The following is a 22,431-nucleotide window of genomic DNA, read 5'->3' on the forward strand; positions in this document are numbered from 1 at the left end:
CTCCTAAGCTAACTAATTTTTTTTCTATTCTTCCATTGATAAATCAACAATATGAATAGCTTTGCACCTCCAAAATCAATGGCGAGGTAGCTCAGTTGGTTAGAGCGCAGGATTCATAACCCTGAGGTCACGGGTTCAACTCCCGTCTTCGCTACTTTTTCAAACCCTTGTATTCTTGTAATATAAGGGTTTTTGTTTTTTTAACTAGACTTTTCAATTATTAATTGCTGCGGTTAAATCCCCATATTCCATTGAAGATTTATCCCCAATTCACAGGCAGATTTTTAACAAAAAAAATAGCTTTGCAAGCAATTAAATCAATCTTGAATCAAGCACACTATGGCAGAATACAACCACTCCGAGATCGAAAAAAAATGGCAACAATACTGGTCAGACAACCAAACTTTCAAAGCTGAGGTTGATCCTTCCAAACCCAAATTCTATGCTTTGGACATGTTTCCATACCCATCAGGAGCAGGCTTGCATGTCGGGCATCCATTAGGGTACATTGCCTCTGACATCATCTCAAGATACAAGCGCACCAAAGGATTCAACGTACTGCATCCAATGGGTTTTGATGCCTTCGGTCTGCCTGCCGAGCAATATGCCATCCAAACTGGTCAGCATCCTGCAATCACAACAGAAGAAAACATCGCTCGATACAAAGAGCAATTGAAAAATATAGGTTTCTCCTTTGATTGGAGCAAAGAGGTCAGAACCTGTGACGCTAGTTATTACAAATGGACTCAGTGGATTTTCATCCAATTGTTCAACTCGTGGTACAACAATGACAGCAACCATGCAGAATCTATCGATAGTTTGATTCAAATATTTGCCAAAGAAGGAAATAGCAAAGTCAATGCAGTCTCGGATGATGCAGTCAATACATTCTCCGCCTCAGACTGGAACGGCTATTCCGAAAAAGAAAAACAAGAAATCCTCCTTCAGTATAGATTGACCTATCTATCTACCACCACGGTCAACTGGTGTCCAGAACTAGGTACAGTACTCGCGCAAGACGAAATCAAGGATGGTTTCTCCGAAAGAGGTGGCTTCCCTGTGGTCAAAAAACAAATGAAGCAATGGAGCATGCGCATTACTGCCTATGCGGAAAGATTGCTGCAAGGCCTGGACACACTAGATTGGTCTGAACCTTTGAAAGAAATGCAGCGCAACTGGATTGGAAAATCTCAGGGAGCTGAAATGACCCTAGATATCGAGGGTCATGAAGAAAAAATCACCGTGTTTACCACTAGGATAGATACGGTACTAGGTGTGACTTTTCTCGTATTGGCACCAGAACTTGAACTCATCAAAAAAATCACTACAGATGAGCAAAGAGCTGAAGTAGAAGCATATGTAGAGGTCGCGAGAAACAAATCCGAAAGAGACCGCATGACCAACGTCAAAACTGTCTCTGGCGCATTTACAGGAGCGTATGCCATCAATCCTTTCGATGGGCAGAAAGTCCCAGTATGGATAGCAGATTATGTACTAGCAGGATATGGTACAGGAGCAGTAATGGCTGTACCTGGTGGAGATCAACGAGACTATGATTTTGCCAAGCATTTTGATCTCCCGATCTTGCCAATCTACGAAGGCATGGATGTAAGTAAAGAAGCCAATCCTACCAAAGAAGGTAAAATTATCAACAAAGGCATGCTAGAAGGTCTTACCTTCAAAGAAGCCACAGCTACCGCAATCAAATTCCTAGAAGACAAAGGTATCGGTACTGGCAAGATCAACTACAGAATCAGAGATGCAATTTTCGCAAGACAGAGGTATTGGGGCGAGCCTGTACCCGTTTACTTCAAGGATAGCATTCCGTATCCAGTGGACGTGGCTGATTTGCCCATTGTATTGCCTGAGATCGACAAATACCTACCTACTGCTGATGGAGATCCTCCGCTGGCGAGAGCAGAGAACTTCACTTACACGCCCAAAGGAGAAACGACAAGCTATCCTTTGGAGATGAGTACTATGCCGGGCTGGGCAGGATCGAGTTGGTATTGGTACAGATACATGGATGCACAGAATGACGAAGCATTCGTAGCGGATGACGTGCAAAAATATTGGAAAGATGTAGATCTCTACATCGGTGGTACTGAGCATGCGACTGGTCACCTACTCTACTCTCGTTTTTGGAACAAATTCTTGTTTGACATGGGATATGTGGAGCAAGAAGAACCTTTCAAAAAACTGGTAAATCAAGGAATGATTCAGGGACGATCCAATTTTGTCTATCGCATCAAAGGAAGCAATCAATTCGTTTCTTTCAACAAAAAGGAAGAATACGACTACTCTCCTATGCACGTAGAAGTGAGCCTTGTCAACAATGATGTATTGGATACAGAAGCATTCAAGGCTTGGAGACCTGATCTAAAAGATGCAGAATTCATCTTGGAGGACGACAAATATGTCTGTGGCTATGAGGTAGAAAAGATGTCCAAGTCCAAATACAATGTCGTAAATCCAGATGACATCATCGAAAAATACGGCGCAGATACACTTAGAATGTACGAGATGTTCTTGGGACCATTGGAGCAGTTCAAGCCGTGGAACACGCATGGTATAGACGGTGTATCTAAGTTCTTGCGCAAGACTTGGAGACTATTCCACAATGCGCAGGACGAGTGGGCAGTATCTGAGGAGAAAGCCACTCCTGAGGAACTAAAAATCCTGCACAAAGCAATCAAAAAGATAGAGGATGACATCAATAACTTGTCTCTCAATACTTCTGTGAGTACGCTGATGATTGCCGTCAATGAATTGACTGCATTGAAGTGCAGCAAGAAAGAAATATTGGAAGACCTCGTCATCATTCTTTCTCCATTTGCACCACACATCAGTGAAGAGCTATGGCTGAAATTGGGTCATAAAAATGGCATCAGCACAGCTACTTTCCCAGCTTTTGACGAAAGTCTCTTGACAGAAAGTACACACGAGTACCCTATCTCGATCAACGGAAAAGTGAGAGCCAAAATCAGTTTCCCCACAGACATGGACAAAGGGGAAATTGAAAAACAAGTATTGGTTCACGAGGTAGTCCTCAAATGGACGGAAGGAAAAGCACCGAAGAAGACCATCATCGTCCCCAACAGAATCATCAACATCGTTGTTTGATTCTATGAAGGAGATCATTCTCCTATCATTCCCTTCGGATCAATGAAAACATGAGATAGCACCAAGACAAAGCTTGGTGCTATTTTTTCTTTGGCAAAAGTGCGTTTAAGTTTGATACTCATCAAACCACCATGCGCTCCTGAATTATGTTATTCAAAAGAGAATAGTATCGTCTATTATTCCTGCGGTGTTTTCGCCACACAATACCCAATATACGGGAAGTTTCTCTACATAAAACTGTTCGTTGTCCTCCTTCTCATTGCCAAAAAAGCTTTGGCATGGTTTATTCTTTCTTCCCCATCAGAATCAAACGCTAAAAAAATGGCCTCTAGAATTAAGAATGAGAAACAATACGAAGCATTGAGAGATCAAGGCATGTCAAAAGAGAAAGCAGCCAGAATTGCCAATACCCCTGACAGTGGTAAAAAAGGTGGTCAAGCCGCTCCGTACGAAAAAAGAAGCAAACAAGAGCTCTATGACCAAGCAAAAAAAATTGGCATAGAAGGGAGATCAAGCATGAACAAAGCTGAATTAATCTACGCATTAAGAAACCATTGAACCATGAACATACTACTCGCAACGGATTTTACCGAGGCAGCCAAGCATGCCATCAATTGCATCCATCAGATCACACAAACTTGGACAAGCAGAAAAGAAATACATTTCACACTTGTGCATGGATTCAAACCACACGTACCATATTCTAATACGCCAAGCATTCCGGTCTATTACGATCCCAGCTTAAAAAGTAGTCTACAGCAAAAATTAGAACACGAAAAAGGTAGTTTACAATTCACCATGCAAGTAGACACTCTTTTTGAAGAGGGTCCGCTACCGCTCGTCATCGAAAGTGCTGTAAAAAACAAAAAAGCAGACCTGATTGTCATGGGAACAAGACAGAAATCTGCCTTTGAACGGGTGACTGTCGGATCCAATACAGCTGAAGTCATGCAAAAGGTAAATACCCCCATTTTAGCCATCCCTTTGGAGGCTAAATGTAAGCAGATGAAGTCAGTAGTATTGACGAGTGACTTAGAGTCTATAAATATTGACCACATTCATTTCATCAAAAAATGGCTGCAGGATAATCACGCACAACTAAAAATCCTCCATGTGTCTGACAAAGACAAAAATCATGAAACACTCATCAAAAAAACAGCTATGCATCATCATTTTTCAGAAACAATGCACGAGCATCATTTTGTCTACAACAATGATCCAATAGCTGGGATTCAGGAATACATTGGAAAGGAAAAACCAGACTTATTAATTGCCTTACCTCGTGACAAAAACTTCTTCCAAAAGCTATTTCATATCAGTGTAACCGAAGACATGGTCTATCATACCCAAATACCAATTCTCATCCTACCCTAAAAACAGATAAACTTCCAATACTAGGCACAGACTACTTTATGTCTCTGATCCCTAGACAACCCTCTCTCCACATAAAAGAATCGAAATTTTAGAAAAAAAAAGGGTCAACAAATGTTGACCCTTTTTTAGTAGTAGCGGGAGCTAGACTCGAACTAGCGACCTTCGGGTTATGAGCCCGACGAGCTACCAACTGCTCCATCCCGCGATGTATCAACCACTTCGTCTGTGATTGTGATGCAAAAGTAGGCAGCCATTTAGTAAAAAGCAAGTACCTTTGTTAATATATTAGTAATATGGATCAAACAAATTTCAAATCAGGCTTTGTAAGCATAATAGGCAAGCCAAACGCCGGAAAATCAACATTGATGAATGCATTGGTAGGCGACAATTTGTCTATCATCACTTCCAAAGCACAGACCACCAGACATAGGATTATGGGAGTGTTGACAGGAGATGATTTCCAAATTATCTATTCTGACACACCTGGTCTACTCAAGCCTCTTTACTCCTTGCAAAAATCCATGATGAGTTTTGTATCCTCCTCCTTGGAAGATGCAGACATGGTCATCTATGTCGTGGATCTCATGGAAAAACAGGACGAGGAAGAAGAGATTCTTGAAAAAATCATAGCCAATAAAACGCCCGTTTTGTTTGTTATCAACAAAACTGACCTAGACAAAGGGTCGAGACTAAAAGACAAAATTGATTACTGGGAATTGATCCACCCCAATCTTGAAATCATCTGCGTCTCTGCTTTGGAAAAAATCAATATTGACAAACTCTTTGCTAGAATCATGGAGTTGCTCCCTGTACACCCTCCCTATTTTCCAGCAGACACTTTGACAGACAAGCCAGAGCGCTTTTTCGCATCCGAGATAGTCAGAGAGTCAATATTCAAAAACTACAAACAAGAAGTACCTTATAGTTCGGAGGTAGAAATCACTTCTTTTGTAGAGGAAGAAGACATCATACATCTCCGAGCAGAAATTTTCGTCGAGCGCAAGTCCCAAAAAGCCATCATCATAGGCAAGGGTGGAGAGGCCATCAAAAAAGTAGGGATTGAATCACGATTGAAACTAGAAGCCTTCTTTGGAAAGAAGGTTTTTTTAGAGACATTCGTCAAAGTAGAAGAGGATTGGCGAAAAAAGGACAGAAGCCTCAAGCGATTCGGGTACAAGAGTTAATATCTTAGCAGATTAATAAACAAGGAAGGAAATGAATATAAAGGACACTTTGTTGTGGAAGGTGATACTCAGGATATATGGTGCATACTGTGTGATTTTGTTTGTCACTACGTTTATTTTACTATTTCCTTTGTTTGTGATTGCCGACAAGTTCAAAATGCCAAGGTTTGGATTGATACTCAACCATTATTGGGCGCATGTTTTCTTCTTCTTGATCGGTGTGCGGATGGAGATTACTCAAAAAGTAAAACTGTCAAAAACATCCAGCTACATATTATGCCCTAATCACTTCTCCTTTTTAGATGTAGCCATCTTGCCTTTCGTGCCGATCCCATTCAAATACGTAGGGAAGTTATCCATCGCCAAGGTTCCATTTTTTGGTTACATGTTCAAAAAGTTTCACATCACAGTAGATCGTTCCAAGATGCGCGAACGCTACGCCACATACAAGCAAAGCATCGATGCACTGCACAACGGTTTTTCACTAGCAGTCTTTCCAGAGGGAGGAATCAAAAGCACCGAGCCACCCAAAATGCATGCATTCAAAGAAGGGCCTTTCAGAATGTCTATAGAAACAGGTGCACCCATCGTCCCAGTTACACTAGCCGACAACTGGCACATGTTCCCTACGGATGGAAAATATTTTTTCAGAAGACGCAAATGTAGAATCGTAATACACGAACCTCTAGACCCTAAGAAATACTCGATGGATAATATCAAAGATTTTCAAAATGATGTCTACAACATGATCCAGTCAGAACTCAACAAAAAAAACAATCTAATCACCCAGTCATAGAGATGAAAACAACACAGTGGATAGACCTGAGAAGTGATACCGTCACCAAACCTACTGCCCCTATGTTGGAATCTATGATGGAGGCATCAGTCGGTGACGATATCTTCGGTGAAGATCCAACTGTTAGTCTACTAGAGTCAAAAGTCGCTCAACTCTTTGGCAAAGAAGCGGGTATTTTTTGTCCGTCAGGTACTATGACCAATCAAATTGCGATCAAGATACACACTCAACCAGGAGATGAGGTGATTTGTGATCAAACTGCTCACATCTATCATTACGAAGGTGGGGGCGTGGCGTACAATGCTGGCGTGTCTCTAAGAATGATCGCAGGAAACAAAGGTCGCTTCACCGCAACAGACGTTTTGGACAATATCAACCCAGATGATATTCACTTTCCTAAAACCAGCCTCATTTCCATAGAAAACACCTCCAACAAAGGAGGTGGGAGTATTTGGGACATAGAAGAAATAAAAAAAATTGCTCAAGTCGCGGCACTCAACAATTTGCGCATGCACCTAGATGGCGCTCGTGTGTTCAACGCCGTGATAGAAAGTCCCTATTCTACTCAAGCACTAGGAAAATACTTCAACACCATTTCCGTATGCCTATCCAAAGGTCTCGGCGCACCTGTCGGTTCGGTGCTAGTAGGAAGTCACGAAAGTGTACTAAAGGCCAAGAGAGTACGCAAGGTTCTAGGAGGAGCCATGCGCCAAGCTGGCTATCTGGCAGCTGCAGGCATCTATGCATTGGATCATCATATTGATCGATTGGCTGAGGATCATCAACGAGCCAAACAACTGGAAGAAATATTTGTTACCAAACCATATGTACAAGAAGTACTTAATGCTGGCACTAACATCGTTGTTCTAAAAATCGACCCCAAGATCGATACCAATCTCTTACTCTCCGAATGGAAAGAAAAAGGATTGTTGGCTGTTGGTTTTGGTAAAAATCAAATTCGTCTAGTAACACATCTAGACTTTACGGATGAGCAATTGCAAAAAATCAAAGAGATAAAACTACTTTGACGTTTGGATAGAACTTCATCTCTCATTATTAAAGAGATCTCCTCATTTTCCAAGCTTATGACTACATAACAGTAGTGTATGAGATAGGTTCAAATCAGGGTCTTTGATGCCTATCACCCTTTTTGGGGATTTTTATATATCATTATTTATAGTGATTCTTTTGGTTCAGTGATCATCTAATTTTGGATTTAAACACACCACTATTCAAGATTAATCATGAAAACAACATTCAGCTTTCTACTATGTATACTTTTAATCACCATTGGAAAGTTATCAGCACAAGATTCCTTTATAACTACCTGGAAAACAGACAACCCTGGCACCAGTACAGAAACCCAAATAACAATACCAACCTATGGTACTGGAGTGACTTATGACTATTCGATCTATTGGGAAGAAGTAGGTAATAATACTCACAATGGTACCGAAACAGGCCTCACCGGCTCACATACAATTGAATTTTCGACAGCAGGTACCTATCGAGTCGAAATATCTGGTACTTTCCCTAGAATTGCATTTTCCGACGGAGGAGACAAGCTAAAAATACTTACTGTAGAGCAATGGGGCTCTAACCCTTGGTCTTCAATGCAATATGCTTTTCAAGGGTGTAACAATCTGACAATCTCTGCCACAGACGCTCCAGACTTAAGCAACGTGACCCATTTAGGAAGCATGTTTCAGTCTGCACACATGCTTAACCAAGATATAAGTGGCTGGGATGTCAGTAATATTACGAACATGGAATTTATGTTTAGAGATGCCACCAATTTCAATGTTGATTTAAATACTTGGGATGTATCTCAGGTAGAAACCATGTTTGGGATGTTTTGGGATGCTACTAGTTTCAATGGCAACATTAGTGATTGGGACGTATCTAATTTACATCAAATGGCCTACATGTTTAAAAATGCTACAGTATTTAATGGAGACATCAGTGAGTGGAATGTAAGTAATGTAACCAACATGGCTTCCACTTTCAGTCAATGTTCCAGTTTCAATGCTGACCTTAGTTCATGGGACGTAAGCAGTGTAACCACGCTTAGTTCACTTTTTTATGAGGCTACAGATTTCAATCAAGATATAGGTGATTGGAATGTAAGTAAGGCGGAACGTATGAGCTGGATGTTTTGTAGAGCCACTAGTTTCAACCAAGACATTAGCGGATGGGATGTAAGCTCTTTAATCAACATTGAATACACTTTTTACCAAGCTAGCAGCTTTAATCAAGATATTGGCAATTGGAATGTAAGTGGCGTAAATAGTCTGAAATATACTTTTGCGGAAGCAACTAGCTTCAATCAAGATCTGAACAATTGGGATGTAAGTAATGTAACTAGTATGCTAGGTACATTTGGTGGAGCCACCAACTTCAATGGTAATGTGAGTGATTGGGACGTAAGCAACGTTCTTGACATGTCAGGGACTTTCTATTTAGCATCCAATTTCAACCAAGATGTAAGCAAGTGGGATATGAGTAAGGTCATGAGTACCTACGGCATGTTCTCCAGTGCTCTTCTATTCAATCAAGACATCAGTGACTGGGACGTAAGTAGTGTAATCAACATGGAATCCATGTTTGATAATGCCCCAGTATTTAATCAAGATATCAGCAACTGGGATGTCAGCAATGCCGAAAATTTAGCCTGGATGTTCAATATGGCTACCAATTTTGATCAAAATATTGGTAATTGGAATATTGAAAATGCTACAACTATGGAACATTTCTTTGATCTCAGCGGCTTATCCGTAGTTAATTATGACCTTACCTTGCAAGGTTGGCTTGCACAACCTATTCCAGCCGACATCAGCTTAGGAGCAGATGGAATAAGCTATTGTAATGCTCGTGCTACGAGACAAGAATTGATTGATGACCATGGATGGGATTTTATAGCAGACGTTGGATGCATTCAAACAATCACATTTGCACCTTTTTCTGTAAAAAACTATGGTGACGAACCATTTGAATTGAGCGCTAGTGGGGGGGCATCTAACAACCCAATATTCTTTACAAGTTCCAATTTAGATGTCGCTACCGTTGAAGGAAACACGGTCACCATCCATGGAGCAGGAAGTAGTATTATTATCGCTAACCAAGATGGAAACGATATCTATGGACCTGCAACTCCAGTTCCACTTACATTGACAGTAAACAAGGCAGAACAACTCATTACTTTTAGTCCAATAGTATCAAAAACAATCCTAGATACACCATTCGAATTGAATGCGGAAGGTGGAGAGTCTGGTAATCCAATAACATTTACCAGTTCAAATCTTAATGTAGCTACTATCTCTGGTACATCCGTCACGATAATCGGTGCTGGTACCACTATCATTACTGCATCCCAAGATGGTAATACTAATTACAACCCTGCCACTCCTGTCGAGCAAGTATTGGAAGTAACAATCATCACAAGCGTCAGAGAAAATCTCAGCAGATCTATCATTGTCTATCCTAATCCTACATCTCAGTACATTTCCGTTCAATCCGATGAAGAAACTATCAATCAGCTTGATGTTTTTGATATACATGGAAAAGCAATGAATATAAAATCAACTGGTAATCAATTAGATATAAATCAGTTGAAAAGTGGTTACTATTTACTAAAGGTAGTCACAGATCAAAAAACACATATCAAATCGTTTATCAAACAATAATTTTTTTTTCACTAGTAATTAAGCATACCCACAACAACCATCAGATCGTTGGCAAGCATTCCTAGAAAGCGAAGTTTGCTGGCCAACGACTGATTTTTAGTTCAACAATATAAACACATACTACACACCATAAACCAACACAAAGAAGCCTCCCAATTATTAGTATTAATCGAAAATAATACACAACAATAATTCTGCATTTCACCTAACAAATCCTACACTTCACCGATTTCAACTTTAGAAGGCAACCAATTGATGATATCATTGCATTGTAGTTATAGCAAAGAGAAGAGAAATAGAGTAGTTGACTACACGAACCGAAAGGTTCCACCAAAATAGAATAGTAATTTAGTCTTTCATAATCATGCTTAAGCTGCTGATCCGGACGGGATGAGCAGCTTTTTTTTGTATCTATGTTTCTCATATAGCCACAAAAAAAAAGACCCACTTGCGTGAGTCTTTTATATGAGCAGATAGCAGCCTCTGCTTACATAACACAAATTCCATGCTATGACGCATGTGTAAAATAGAAGACTGGAATCAGTCAAAGCGATTGGGTGATCTTTGGCTGTCTTGCACAGGGGAAAGCAATTCTGGTTGAAAAGATGGCAGACAAATCCACCACTCCACTCAAACTAATTACCAGTTTTCTATTTCAAATCATTAACGGGTTGAATGGTGACACCAATCCACAGGCTGATGTCACAAATTCTTTGATCATTTAGCTATTGACTGCCACTACCAAGAACTTAGATATCTTCCAAAATTCCTCTGGATTGACAATCTTGATGAACTTGACATTGTCTCCTTCTTTGACGATTTCATATGAGCTACTTGGGTGCTCTGTAATGAAATCAACTTCTTCTGCATCAATCAATAGATTTTTAGTCGTACGTATGTCAATTTCTTCAAACTTCTCTTGTGGCACATCGCTTTTCAAAGCTGTCGTTTTACCCATTCCTAGGAAGCCTCCTTCTTTCGTTACAAGACCTTCTTCTTCCAATATTTTTCTCGTTCCGATAGCTAGATAGGCCTTGTTCAACTTGACATCTTGTTGATCCAGCACTTTCATTTGATCTTGAATCGTAGAATCTTGATTGACAACTTTAGTCTCCAATGTGTTCAAATCAGTGGTCAAATCTATGATTTGAATATCCTTTTCTTTCAAGTTTTCTTGCAAGGCTATAAGTGACTCCTTTCTCTCTTTCAATTCCAGAGAAAGGTTACTGATTTTGTTTTGAAATGATTTCAAGTTGATATTAGCATCATCCAATCTAGCCGAAAGGCTTGCAACTTTTTCGTTGGTCTCAAGGATCAAACTATCAATAAGGCTCATATCCTTCATCATTTGCATTTTATCAGCCTTGTTGACATCTCCCATCGAAATGTTAGATATCAAGCTTTCTCTGTCTTTGATGCTCTCTATTTTGGACTCCACGCTGTACATGATGTCGATGATTTCATTGTAAGCCGAATCTCTTGCCTCCAATTGCTGCTCCAGCTGAATGGACTTTTCAGACAATTTACTCTTCTCTTCTTCCATCGTGAAGAACAAGGCTATGAGTCCTACCGTCACCACTAAAGCAACAAGTAATACAGTGATTTTTATAGTTCTATCTTTCATGATTATAATTTTTAGGTCTAATTATTTTATTTAAGGATAACAGGGATTAAAAGGGAATCTAGTACCATGCATGACGATTGACTTGAATCGATTCTCTGATTGCATCATCGTGCTGCTCTATCTGAGGCTCTTGGCTTTCGGATGTCGCAATGCTTGTCAATGCTATACAAGATAATGTCAGTACAAATCGTCTCATGATCTATGATTTGATCCGTTGATACCAACAGATATACCAAAAACATTAAACACTGATTTACAGTTAGTTACAAATAATAGCACTTGTGATTTTTTCTCAAAATGAGAAAAAATCACTCATTAAGAGAGGGATTCTTCTTTGAGTAGTCGATAGATCGTAGACTGGCCTATGTCCAGTTTGTCAGCGACTAGTTTGATATTGTCATCATATTGCTTGAGGTAAAGCTTAATGATTTTGAGTTGATATTCTTTCATGGTGAGTTCCTCCGAGAGGACATCGGATACCACATCTCTTTGTGCAAAGGTGATATCGTCTGCAGTGATCTCATCACCATCTGCCATGACCATGGCCAACTCAATGATCGATTTGAGTTCGCGGATATTGCCAGGATATCTATAGTTCATCAGCTTCTGCAAAGTCTCCTGACTAAAACTCTTGTGGGACTGATGGTTTTCTTTGGCAAAGGTCTCTGCAAAATGTTTAGCCAAAATCACCACATCCTTGTCTCTGTCTCGCAAAGGAGGCAGTTCGATAGGCAGACCAAATAACCTATAGTAGAGGTCTTCTCTGAAATTGCCATTTTTCATTTCCTCCAACAAGTTGCGATGAGTGGCTACTATCACCCGACAATTCACCTTCACCACTTGCGTCCCCCCTACTCTGGTGATTTCCTTTTCCTGCAAGGCACGAAGGAGCTTGGCCTGTAGCGAGATCTCCATCTCTCCTATTTCATCCAAAAACAAAGTACCTCCATGTGCCTGCTCAAACTTGCCAATTCTCTGACTAGTTGCCCCAGTAAATGAGCCCTTTTCATGTCCAAAAAGTTCACTTTCAATCAATTCACGTGGGATGGCACTCATGTTGACTGGCACAAAAGCCTTGTTTCTCAACGGACTGTTGTAATGGATCGCTTTGGCTACCACTTCTTTACCTGTCCCTGTTTCTCCTGTGATCATTACCGTCAGGTTGGTAGTGACTGCTTTTTCGATCATACGAAACACCTTTTTGATGCCCGCACTCTGTCCTATGATGCTGGACTGAAAATCGTATTTTCGCTCTACCTCCTCTTGCAAAGTCTCCACACGTTGGATCAATTCCTTGTTTTTGCCCAGCTTGTTGAGTACATGAATCAGCCGGTCACGGATATCTTCACTTTTGGTAAGGTAGTCATAGGCTCCTTTTTTGAGTAGACTGACAGCTGTCTCCACATCCTGCTGCTCTGAGATCATAACGATCTCGATATTGGGATCAAAAGCCTTGATCTTGTCGAACAATTCTGCTCCAGAATAATCCGGAAGACGAAAATCAAGAGTGATCAAATCAGGTCTCTTCTTCAGATCGGCCAAAAGAGATGAGCCGTTTTCGTATGTTGACACTTCATAGTCAGGATTGAGACTTAAAGTATGCACCAATAGCTTTCTGTACCATTCGTCATCCTCTACGACAAAAACCTTCCATGACTGCTGCCTCATCTAAATTTGTGTTTGCTGTAAATATAATTGAAGCGATTCAATCACCGAAAGTGTTTCTTCTTTGATTTTACCCAGACGCTCTCTGGGTATGGGTGTGCCCCTTCGAGCGGAAAGTTCGGTCTCCTTGAGCAGATGGACCAACTCAGTCAACTTGAAGTGTCTGGCTGGTGCGATGATTCGATGCAAAACATCAGCAGCTCCTTCCCAATTCTGCGTATTTACCTCCCTATCCAACATCTCCAGATTCTTTTGAGAACTACTGATAAAAGTCTCAACCATGTCCATGACGAAAAACTCATCGCCCATTTGATGAAGTCCATCCAAAGAAAACTGCTGCGGTCTCTTCTTTTTGATCAAGCCCCCAGATGAATTAATAAAAGACCTTGTTTTCAACTGATCTGCCATTGCTCTCAACAAGTCTTCGGGCTTAAAAGGTTTTCTGATGATTTGGTCGATACCAGAATCAACTGCGGTTTTTAGGTGCTGATCAGAGACTGTTGCCGTCAAACCTAAGATCGGAATCCCAGCATTGATACCTCCCTCCTTCCTGAGCAAACTGGCCACCTCTGGACCGCTCATTTTGGGCATTCGAAAATCCAAAAGCAAGAGATCATACTTGTGTCGACTCAACAATTCATAGGTTGCTTGTCCATCGATCCCTACATCGTAACTGATATTTTGTGCATCCAAGATCGTTTTCAGCAACTTAACATTGAACGGCTCGTCGTCTGCTATGAGCAAGTGAACACCCAAAAAATCAAAGTCACTATGATTATTAGATTTCAATTCTTCTTCATTAGGCTCCAACTCCTCATAAGGTAGCTCTATCGAGAAGGTAGTTCCCTCACCAACGACACTTTGCAATCTGATGCTTCCTTGATGGATGTCAATCAGCTTTTTGGTAATGGTCAATCCAAGACCTGTTCCAGTTTGTTTGTCACTCCCATTGACTTGCTCAAATTCATCAAATACCAAAGCTTGTCGATCAGGTGGAATCCCAATTCCCGTATCACTGATGTCGATTTGCAGGTAGGTCTTATCTTCCCGTATGACTGATGTCGCACGTACGCTTATCTCTCCACTTTCCGTGAATTTGATGCTATTAAAGATCAGATTGAGTAGGATTTGTCTCAATCTAAATGCATCTCCCGACAGACACTTGGGCAGAGAAGACACCTCACACTTGAGACGCAATCCTTTCTCTTCTGCCTTTTGACTCAACAGCTGCACCGCCTCTTTGATCACAATCTCAGGATCAAATGGCGTGATATCTAATTTTATCTTACCCGATTGCAGTTTAGAAAAGTCCAATACATCATTCAAAATATGGATCAGATGGTTGGAAGACTTGTCGATGATAGAAACCTGTTCCAGCTGTTGCGCACTGAGGTTCGAATTGAGCAGTGTTTTGGCAAACCCTGCGATTGCATTCATAGGGGTACGAATTTCGTGACTCATATTGGCCAAAAACTCTTCCTTCTCCTTGGCAGTTTGCAAGGCGTTTTGTTTGGCCAAATTCAATACCATCTGATGACTCCTGGTACGCAGGACATAGATGATCAACATCGTCAAGGTAATGAACAAAATCACAGAGGCCATGAAACTAAAAATAGTGATGTATCGATTGGTAAACCGAACTCTATCCTGTGTTTGCAGCGCCATTTGTTTGATGCGAGTGATTTGCCAAGTTTCCATCCTTTTGATCAACGCCACGATCTCTGCATCAATGTCTTGATGATCCTTGTAGAGGGTGAACTCTCTTATCTTTTGGTTGTAGGCGCGCTTTTGTGCCTTTCTGGCAATAGAATCCAACTGCAAATTGACATCTACCGTGGGGCGTTCTTCTACTATCACAGTACTATCCGTAGTGATTACTTCTACCTCCTTTTTCCCAAGCAACTTCTGCAGAAAACCAATTTTCTTTTGATTGGAAACCACTGTATCAATAAGGATCACCGTGTCTTTTTTGGTCTCCTCAAAACGAGGAATGGAGGCAAACGTCTCCTCCACAGAAAACATATCAAGATGCGCGGCCTGATTCAATACAGTCACTTTGTTGAGAATGAGATTCTCTAAAGAATCAATAGATTTGGAAAATTCATAATCAGCACTCCGTAGTCTCAACTCTCCGAGGTGAGCCATAGCATTTTGTGTTCTCGCCTTGAAATCTGCCATATAGGACGTGTCCTGATTGAACACATACCCCTCGATCGCATCTTCCATTCTCCCCAATTCGATAGATATCTGACCTAGGATGATCAAATCCAGGTTAGGCTTCACTTCTTCCTCCAGAGTACTGACAATCTGGTTGAGATTGCGATAGGCAAAATACCCTATGACCGCTGCACCCAATGTGAGCAACAGCAACGAAGTACTGAGAAAATATGGGAAAAGTGACTTTTTCAAGGGCTTAGAAACATAGTTATATCAATCAATTCCTCATAGATACAAAAAAGGAAGTGAGTTTTGACTAGTTCGTCCACAAGTTTTACGGGTTACAGCAGCCAAAGTTAAGCTAGAGGATAAGACCAATGGCAAAAGAAAAAGGTCAATGGTGATGTCCCATTGACCTTTTACATTTTCTGAATTATATTTTTCTATAACTTAAGTGGTGGACTATCAATCCTGTGTTTTCTTCGCCATCAATTCACTGTACATACTTGACTGCAAGTTTTCCGAAAAAGTCTCGATTTCAAGACTGATGTCTTTGACGATTTTGCTCTTTGATTTCAGCTTTTTGTCCTCAAATAAATAAACCTTGTTGCCCGTCTTGTAAGTAAAATCTTTGAATGTCTCTCGGTACATGTTGTTTCTAAACTCAAGTACCAATGTGTAGTTGGCTACACTTGGAATACCCGACAGGTCATGCTCGATCATGGCATTCACGATAATCTTGTTGGCATCCTCGTCAAAAAAGGTCTTGTCTTGTGTTGGATTGGTATTGGCAGCAACCCAAGCTTTGGCTTTTTGGAAAAGCTCTGCATCTTGTCCTTGTAATCTTACTACCTTCTGAGCAAGGTATCTTCCGCTTTCTAATGTGAGTTGTGCACTGGCTTGAAAACTAGTGATCACAGCGAGTATGAATACTATCTTCTTCATGTTAATTTTGGTTTATATTCAATGCAAACTTACTTCACACCACAAACCATAACATCCTGACAAAGACGTATTTATTAAAATACAGTTTTCTCCTATCTCATATTGAAAAAGGGTGATTTTTCACCCCAAAACTGGCACAAAACCTCAACGAGTACTATTTGCGAGGAAATTGTGCATCCACGAGGCTGGATTGCTCTGAAAACATGTTGCTGTACATTTCGGAGATCAAACTCCCAGACAGCATGTTGATCACAAAACTTGCCTCACTGATCGCAAATGTTCGATCTGGCAAAGTAGCATCCTCCAGCTGATAAATATCATCCCCTATTTGAATGGTGATTCCTTCTACTCTCTCCTGGTACCAACCTTCGCCAAATTCTATGGTATAAGTGAAATAGAGCGTCTTTTGATGAATTTCTGAGTGAAATTCCGCAGCGATCCGTGTAGACAAACTGTTGCCATCCCTATCTACCTCCTCGTGATAGGCATCTGCTCTTTGTTGCACAAATGCCTCTCCCTTCTCCATGAGTTCTGCGTGAGTCCGCTGAACCTCTGTGACTTTCTGAAATTGGTAGAGTCCATCTACCAATTTTAGTTGTGCGTTTGCCTGAAAACATACAATCAGGGAAAGCACGGTTATCATTTTTTTCATAACTGGTTAAAGACAAAACTAGATTATTCCAAGATGAGATACATCCCTCATATTACCTATTTGCACAATTACGCGTTTCTCTTAATGGTGCTTTTTCCGACATTTTTGTCTCAAAAACTGGTAACAAAAATGCCCCTGACTCCAAGAGAATCAGGGGCTTTTCAATCACAAAGTGAGGATAATACTGTCTTATGCCAATAGATATAAGACACTGCATTCTAGAAACTTGATCTTTTATCTAACATCTAGCCTCTCATATATATTATCTCAATTTGGCATTCTGCTTCAAGCAACTTTGAATTGTACTATCCTTCCATTTCTTCTAATTCCTTGCCTTTGGTTTCATATACATATTTCACCACAAAGAAGATAGAGATAATTGCTCCGATCATGTACAAGCTATACGCAAAGGCCAAACCTGCTGATCCCAACAACATAGGGAAAGTCAAAGTCACAATAAAATTGGACACCCACTGCGCAATACCAGCAATCGCCAATCCCAAACCGCGAATCTGATTGGGGAACATCTCACCTAGCATCACCCACATCACAGGACCCCACGAGAAGTTGAAGAAAATCACATATAGATTGGCAGCTATCAGCGCCAACACACCCATCGAATCACTCAATTCCAAAGTCTCCTTGCCTGTCAACGGATCAGCGACCAATGAACCTGAGGTAAACGCTACCACTACCAAAGCCAAGGTAATACTCATCCCTACTGAGCCAATGACCAAAATAGGTTTTCTCCCCATCTTGTCAACGAGCAGTAAAGAAACCACCACAGCTCCTATACTCAATGCTCCTGACACTACGTTGATCAACAAGGCATCGTTCTCTCCAAAACCAACCGCTTGCCATAGGATAGAACCGTAGTAGAACACCACGTTGATCCCTACAAACTGCTGAAAACTCGCTAAACCAATCCCAATCCATACGATAGGTTTGATTCTACCCAAAGTCTTGTCATACAAATCAGACAGACGAGGTTTGTGATGATCCTTCGCCAAAGACGCTTGGATTTCATCCACCTTCGGCTGCCCCATCCCAGTTCCATAGAGGATATCCATTACTTTCAGGGCCTTTGCACTTTTCTGCTTGGCCACCAAATAGCGCGGACTCTCCGGGATGAAAAACAATGAAATCAAGAAAATAGCTGCAGGTATCAACTCCACCCAAAACATCCACCTCCAAGTTTCAAAATCTAACCACAGGATATTGACCGCTGATCCTGATATATCCGCTAGGATGTAATTGCTCAGGAAAGACAAAAACAATCCCGTAATGATGGCGACTTGTTGGATGGTCGCCAATGCACCTCTGAATCTAGCAGGCGCAATCTCCGCAATGTATGCAGGTGCCATGACAGAAGCCGCCCCCACTGCCAATCCACCTATGATTCTATAAACAATGAACTCAGGCGAGGTGACCGCTATGCCTGATCCCCAAGCCGAAATGATAAAAAACACAGCCGCCACGATAAGCATCGTACGTCGACCATAGGCATCTGCCAGTTTACCCGCAAAAAATGCCCCTACCGCACAGCCGAGCAACATCGAAGCGACATTGAACCCACTGCCAATATCCTCTGCCTCAAAAGCTACCTCCAACCCATGTACTGTCCCATTGATCACTCCACTGTCAAACCCGAATAGAAACCCCCCAAGGGTAGCTACCAGTGTAATCCCTATCACATAGAGATTATTTACTTTTTCTTCCGTTTTCAAAATTGTTTTAGTTTTTAGTCTTAATCATAAATCTTGCAATGCTACAAAGGGATATATAAAAAAAGGGTAGACTCATGTTTAAATCTACCCTAGTAAATATTACATCTTACCGAATGTACTGGTTGATGATGTTTTCGAAGAGCTCTTGCTGGCCACTTCTCAACTTAGGCTCACCACCCTCAGCAGCGATCTTTGCTAGTTTGGCCAAATCCATCTTACCTGATTCGAATTCTTTGCCATGGATCGTATCGAAAGAGCTATATCTCGCTTTTCTCAAGTTCAAGTACTGAGAGTTGGTCAAGATGTCGTCTGCGATCATCAACGCTCTCGCGAAGATGTCCATGCCGCCAATATGCGCATAGAAGATATCTTCTAGGTCTGTAGAGTTTCTGCGGGTCTTCGCATCGAAGTTTACACCGCCACCTTGCAAGCCACCGTTTTCTAGGATGACCAACATCGCTTCGGTCACTTCGGTGATGTCGTTGGGGAACTGATCGGTATCCCATCCATTTTGGTAATCCCCTCTGTTGGCATCTATCGATCCGAGCATCCCGGCATCAGCTGCCACTTGCAACTCGTGAGTGAAAGTATGCTGCGCCAAGGTCGCATGGTTTACCTCTAAGTTCAATTTGAAGTCTTTCTCCAAACCGTGATCCTTCAAGAAGCCAATCACTGTCGCCGAATCAAAGTCATACTGGTGCTTAGATGGCTCAGCTGGCTTAGGCTCGATGAAGAAGTTGCCTTTGAAACCATTCGCTCTCGCGTAATCTCTCGCCATGCCTAGGAATCTACCCATGTGGTCTAGCTCTTTTTTCATGTTGGTGTTGAGCAATGACATGTAGCCTTCTCTACCTCCCCAGAACACATAGTTTTCACCGCCCAACTTGATCGTAGCGTCCAGTGCATTTTTGATTTGTGCACCAGCGTAGGCCACTACATCAAAATCAGGATTGGTAGATGCACCGTTCATGTATCTTGGGTTAGAAAATGCATTGGCAGTTCCCCAAAGCAATTTCACGCCAGAGGCCGCCTGTTTTTCTTTCGCGTAATCCGTGATTGCATCTAGACGCTCTCCTGATTCCTTCAATGAAGACCCTTCTTGGATCAAATCGAAATCATGGAAGCAGTAATATGGCGCACCGATTTTGGTAAAGAACTCAAATGCAGCATCCATCTTGTCCTTCGCAGCACCCAGCGCATCCTTCTTCGCATCCCAAGGGAATGCCTTCGTACCAGGACCGAATGGATCTGCTCCCGTACCACAGAACGTGTGCCAGTAAGCGATCGCAAACCTGAAGTGCTCCTTCATGGTTTTGCCTGCTACTACTTTGTTTTCGTCATAGTATTTGAACGCCAATGGATTATCAGAATCCCTGCCTTCATATTTGATCTTTCCTATGCCACCGAAGAATTCCTTGTCTCCGGTTACAACTTTTATGTCTTCTGCCATGTCTATTGTTATTTTCTATTTAATAATTCTTTCTAATTCTGTTTTCCAAATTTGGTATCCCGCCATGTACTGCGTTCTATCTTTTGCTGCTTTGTAGGTTTTGATGATATCCACTTTTGCAAAAGCAGCTTTTTCATCTGCATACATACCTGTAGCAATCCCTGCCGCCTTGGCAGCACCCACTGCTCCGGTCGCATTGACCATCTGAATCTCACAGTCCAGTACGCTCGCAATGGTCGTAGAGAAGATTTCGGATTGAAACAGGTTGTCATTGCCGACCTTCATCACCTGCACATTCAATCCCATCTTCTGCATCACTTCCATCCCGTAGATGAACGAATAGGCAATCCCCTCCAAGGCCGCCCTGAAAAAGTGTGCCTGCCCATGGCGGTTAAACTGTAGATTGGATATGTGTGCACCCGGATTTTGATTTTCCAAGACACGCTCTGCACCATTGCCAAAAGGAATGATGCGCAAGCCATCCGAGTTGATCGCAATCTCAGCCGCCATCTCCTCCATCTGTGGATACGAGATGCCATTGGTAGCGATCATGTGCTTCACATAGCTGTATTGTATCCCTGCGCCGTTGATGCACAACAAGACACCCACGCGTGGGTTCTCTTGGGTGTGATTCACGTGCGCAAATGAGTTGACTCGCGTCTGCGGATCGATGGCTGGCTTGTCCACCACACCATATACCACACCCGACGTACCGCCTGTCGCAGCTACCTCTCCTGGGTGAAATACATTGAGAGACAAAGCATTGTTGGGCTGATCGCCTGCTCTGTAACCAACAGGTATGCCAGCCGTCAATCCTAAGAATGCCGCTGCGACCTCTGTGAGCTGACCTTGATCACCTATCGAAGGTACGATCTCTGGGATCACGCTGGCGTCTATGCCATAGTGATCCAACAGGAAGCCTGCTACTTTTTCTTCTTTGAAGTCCCAAAGCATGCCCTCCGACAAGCCCGAAACCGTAGTGGTCGCTTGACCTGTCATCTTGAGTGCGATGAAGTCTCCTGGGAGCATCATCTTGTGTACTTTGGCAAATATCTCTGGTTCGTTGTCCTTGACCCACTTGAGTTTGGAGGCGGTGAAATTGCCCGGTGAGTTGAGCAATCGCTCTAGGCACTTGCTCTCTCCGATCTCTTGGTAGGCTTGGTTGCCGATCTCAACGGCACGGCTGTCGCACCAGATGATCGAGGGTCTGAGTGGCGCATCGTCCTTGTCGACGAGCACTAGTCCATGCATCTGATACGAGATGCCGATTCCTTTGATCTGTGAGGTATCGATGGAGCTAGACGCCAAGAGCTTTTGGGTGACCTTCTGGATGTTGTCCCACCAGACGAGCGGTTCCTGCTCTGCCCAGCCTGTTTCGTGAGAGATGATCTCCATCTCAACCTCAGGATACTGCGTCAACGCCACGGTCTTGCCACTATCCACTTCTACCAAGGCGGCCTTTACCGAAGAACTACCCAAGTCATATCCTAATAAATACATTGCGTCTATTTAGTCTTTGTAATGATTCCAAGTCATTGATGGGCTTTGCAGCTCATGCCTAACTTGTCAACAAAGTAAGACCTCTTTGTCCCCACAATGTAAAAAGGAGCTACTTCATCCATTCTTCAATTTACTTCAACACTACGTCAGGAAGAGAATAATGGGAGAGAAAAGTATGGCTTTGTGCGCATCAATCATGTCACACTGTGGAGCATGTTTAGGTTTTTGAGGCAATGCGTGATTATTCTGTACATCTTGCAAATATTACAAACACTTCTTTATGCAGTAGGTAGGGCTGATATGTCTTACTATTTTAAGTACTTTACGTTTAGTATATGGCAACTGGAACAGTAGAAAGCAATAAACTTTCAACTTTGCTCTGAGCCAAAGCGTTGTATTTCACTTATATCTTTTCATTTTAAAAGCCAAATTGTTGATTTGGCGGTATTGGTTAATAGCACTGAATTTTGTAAACCACCGAACGCCCTATTTACTATATACCTTGTTGTGCGTTCGACTTTTTCAATGTTGCTTGTCGTGACAAGGTTTAC

At 41.9% G+C, this 22,431-nt stretch carries 16 protein-coding genes and 2 tRNA genes; 8 read left to right on the forward strand and 10 right to left on the reverse strand.

Going from position 1 to position 22,431, the window contains the following annotated elements:
- The first annotated feature begins 80 nt into the window (after positions 1–80).
- The 4 genes from N6H18_RS17575 (at position 81) to N6H18_RS17590 (ending at position 4,497) form a co-directional block, all read left to right on the forward strand.
- Positions 81–154 (forward strand) — tRNA-Met (locus tag N6H18_RS17575).
- A 185-nt stretch (positions 155–339) separates the two neighbouring features.
- On the forward strand, positions 340–3,123 hold the full coding sequence (leuS, locus tag N6H18_RS17580; RefSeq protein WP_262309591.1) for a leucine--tRNA ligase: 2,784 nt from the start codon (positions 340–342) through the stop codon (positions 3,121–3,123).
- 111 nt (positions 3,124–3,234) lie between these two features.
- Positions 3,235–3,681: a DUF7218 family protein gene (locus N6H18_RS18660; RefSeq protein ID WP_316044822.1), complete on the forward strand. Its 447-nt coding sequence runs from the start codon at positions 3,235–3,237 to the stop codon at positions 3,679–3,681.
- A gap of 3 nt (positions 3,682–3,684) precedes the next feature.
- Entirely contained in the window at positions 3,685–4,497 is an 813-nt protein-coding gene (locus tag N6H18_RS17590; protein WP_262309592.1) for a universal stress protein, read from the forward strand.
- Between the two features lie 132 nt (positions 4,498–4,629).
- On the opposite strand, the gene N6H18_RS17595 is transcribed toward N6H18_RS17590, so the two are convergent.
- Positions 4,630–4,702, reverse strand: a tRNA-Met gene (locus N6H18_RS17595).
- Between the two features lie 88 nt (positions 4,703–4,790).
- On the opposite strand from N6H18_RS17595, the gene era reads away from it, so the two are divergent.
- From era to N6H18_RS17615, 4 genes are all read left to right on the forward strand, one after another.
- Entirely contained in the window at positions 4,791–5,681 is an 891-nt protein-coding gene (gene era / locus N6H18_RS17600; RefSeq protein WP_262309593.1) for a GTPase Era, read from the forward strand.
- Between the two features lie 31 nt (positions 5,682–5,712).
- Complete coding sequence (locus N6H18_RS17605; RefSeq protein ID WP_262309594.1) at positions 5,713–6,477, forward strand: lysophospholipid acyltransferase family protein; 765 nt, start codon at positions 5,713–5,715, stop codon at positions 6,475–6,477.
- 2 nt (positions 6,478–6,479) lie between these two features.
- Positions 6,480–7,505 carry a threonine aldolase family protein gene (locus N6H18_RS17610; RefSeq protein WP_262309595.1) on the forward strand — a complete coding sequence of 342 codons (1,026 nt, stop codon included), beginning with the start codon at positions 6,480–6,482 and terminating at the stop codon, positions 7,503–7,505.
- A gap of 216 nt (positions 7,506–7,721) precedes the next feature.
- Complete coding sequence (locus tag N6H18_RS17615) at positions 7,722–10,160, forward strand: BspA family leucine-rich repeat surface protein (protein WP_262309596.1); 2,439 nt, start codon at positions 7,722–7,724, stop codon at positions 10,158–10,160.
- Between the two features lie 721 nt (positions 10,161–10,881).
- Here the strand turns inward: N6H18_RS17615 and N6H18_RS17620 are convergent.
- The 9 genes from N6H18_RS17620 to N6H18_RS17660 all read right to left on the reverse strand — a co-directional run bounded on the left by N6H18_RS17620 (position 10,882) and on the right by N6H18_RS17660 (position 21,880).
- Positions 10,882–11,784 carry a Cbp1 family collagen-binding glycoprotein adhesin gene (locus tag N6H18_RS17620; protein WP_262309597.1) on the reverse strand — a complete coding sequence of 301 codons (903 nt, stop codon included), beginning with the start codon at positions 11,782–11,784 and terminating at the stop codon, positions 10,882–10,884.
- Positions 11,785–11,842: 58 nt separating this feature from the next.
- Positions 11,843–11,980 carry a hypothetical protein gene (locus tag N6H18_RS17625; RefSeq protein WP_262309598.1) on the reverse strand — a complete coding sequence of 46 codons (138 nt, stop codon included), beginning with the start codon at positions 11,978–11,980 and terminating at the stop codon, positions 11,843–11,845.
- Positions 11,981–12,099: 119 nt separating this feature from the next.
- Positions 12,100–13,452 carry a sigma-54-dependent transcriptional regulator gene (locus N6H18_RS17630; RefSeq protein ID WP_262309599.1) on the reverse strand — a complete coding sequence of 451 codons (1,353 nt, stop codon included), beginning with the start codon at positions 13,450–13,452 and terminating at the stop codon, positions 12,100–12,102.
- On the reverse strand, positions 13,453–15,858 hold the full coding sequence (locus tag N6H18_RS17635) for an ATP-binding protein (RefSeq protein ID WP_262309600.1): 2,406 nt from the start codon (positions 15,856–15,858) through the stop codon (positions 13,453–13,455). It abuts the gene before it with no gap.
- A gap of 213 nt (positions 15,859–16,071) precedes the next feature.
- On the reverse strand, positions 16,072–16,551 hold the full coding sequence (locus N6H18_RS17640) for a DUF4468 domain-containing protein (RefSeq protein WP_262309601.1): 480 nt from the start codon (positions 16,549–16,551) through the stop codon (positions 16,072–16,074).
- 154 nt (positions 16,552–16,705) lie between these two features.
- Positions 16,706–17,203 (reverse strand): hypothetical protein, encoded by a 498-nt coding sequence (locus tag N6H18_RS17645; RefSeq protein WP_262309602.1) that lies wholly within the window; start codon positions 17,201–17,203, stop codon positions 16,706–16,708.
- Positions 17,204–17,508: 305 nt separating this feature from the next.
- Complete coding sequence (locus tag N6H18_RS17650) at positions 17,509–18,930, reverse strand: sugar porter family MFS transporter (RefSeq protein WP_262309603.1); 1,422 nt, start codon at positions 18,928–18,930, stop codon at positions 17,509–17,511.
- Between the two features lie 106 nt (positions 18,931–19,036).
- Complete coding sequence (xylA, locus tag N6H18_RS17655; RefSeq protein WP_262309604.1) at positions 19,037–20,380, reverse strand: xylose isomerase; 1,344 nt, start codon at positions 20,378–20,380, stop codon at positions 19,037–19,039.
- A gap of 15 nt (positions 20,381–20,395) precedes the next feature.
- The gene (locus N6H18_RS17660; RefSeq protein ID WP_262309605.1) at positions 20,396–21,880 is read right to left on the reverse strand and encodes a xylulokinase; all 1,485 of its coding nucleotides are present in this window, start codon (positions 21,878–21,880) and stop codon (positions 20,396–20,398) included.
- Positions 21,881–22,431: the final 551 nt, after the last annotated feature.

The sequence above is a fragment of the Reichenbachiella agarivorans genome, assembly GCF_025502585.1.
GTDB lineage: Bacteria > Bacteroidota > Bacteroidia > Cytophagales > Cyclobacteriaceae > Reichenbachiella > Reichenbachiella agarivorans.

Coding starts and splice junctions, on each gene's coding strand:
- N6H18_RS17625 (WP_262309598.1), bottom strand. CDS start 11,980: ATGAGACGATTTGTACTGACATTATCTTGTATAGCATTGACAAGCATT.
- N6H18_RS17630 (WP_262309599.1), bottom strand. CDS start 13,452: ATGAGGCAGCAGTCATGGAAGGTTTTTGTCGTAGAGGATGACGAATGG.
- leuS (WP_262309591.1), top strand. CDS start 340: ATGGCAGAATACAACCACTCCGAGATCGAAAAAAAATGGCAACAATAC.
- N6H18_RS17640 (WP_262309601.1), bottom strand. CDS start 16,551: ATGAAGAAGATAGTATTCATACTCGCTGTGATCACTAGTTTTCAAGCC.
- N6H18_RS17660 (WP_262309605.1), bottom strand. CDS start 21,880: ATGTATTTATTAGGATATGACTTGGGTAGTTCTTCGGTAAAGGCCGCC.
- N6H18_RS17645 (WP_262309602.1), bottom strand. CDS start 17,203: ATGAAAAAAATGATAACCGTGCTTTCCCTGATTGTATGTTTTCAGGCA.
- N6H18_RS17610 (WP_262309595.1), top strand. CDS start 6,480: ATGAAAACAACACAGTGGATAGACCTGAGAAGTGATACCGTCACCAAA.
- N6H18_RS17620 (WP_262309597.1), bottom strand. CDS start 11,784: ATGAAAGATAGAACTATAAAAATCACTGTATTACTTGTTGCTTTAGTG.
- N6H18_RS17590 (WP_262309592.1), top strand. CDS start 3,685: ATGAACATACTACTCGCAACGGATTTTACCGAGGCAGCCAAGCATGCC.
- N6H18_RS17605 (WP_262309594.1), top strand. CDS start 5,713: ATGAATATAAAGGACACTTTGTTGTGGAAGGTGATACTCAGGATATAT.
- era (WP_262309593.1), top strand. CDS start 4,791: ATGGATCAAACAAATTTCAAATCAGGCTTTGTAAGCATAATAGGCAAG.
- xylA (WP_262309604.1), bottom strand. CDS start 20,380: ATGGCAGAAGACATAAAAGTTGTAACCGGAGACAAGGAATTCTTCGGT.
- N6H18_RS17615 (WP_262309596.1), top strand. CDS start 7,722: ATGAAAACAACATTCAGCTTTCTACTATGTATACTTTTAATCACCATT.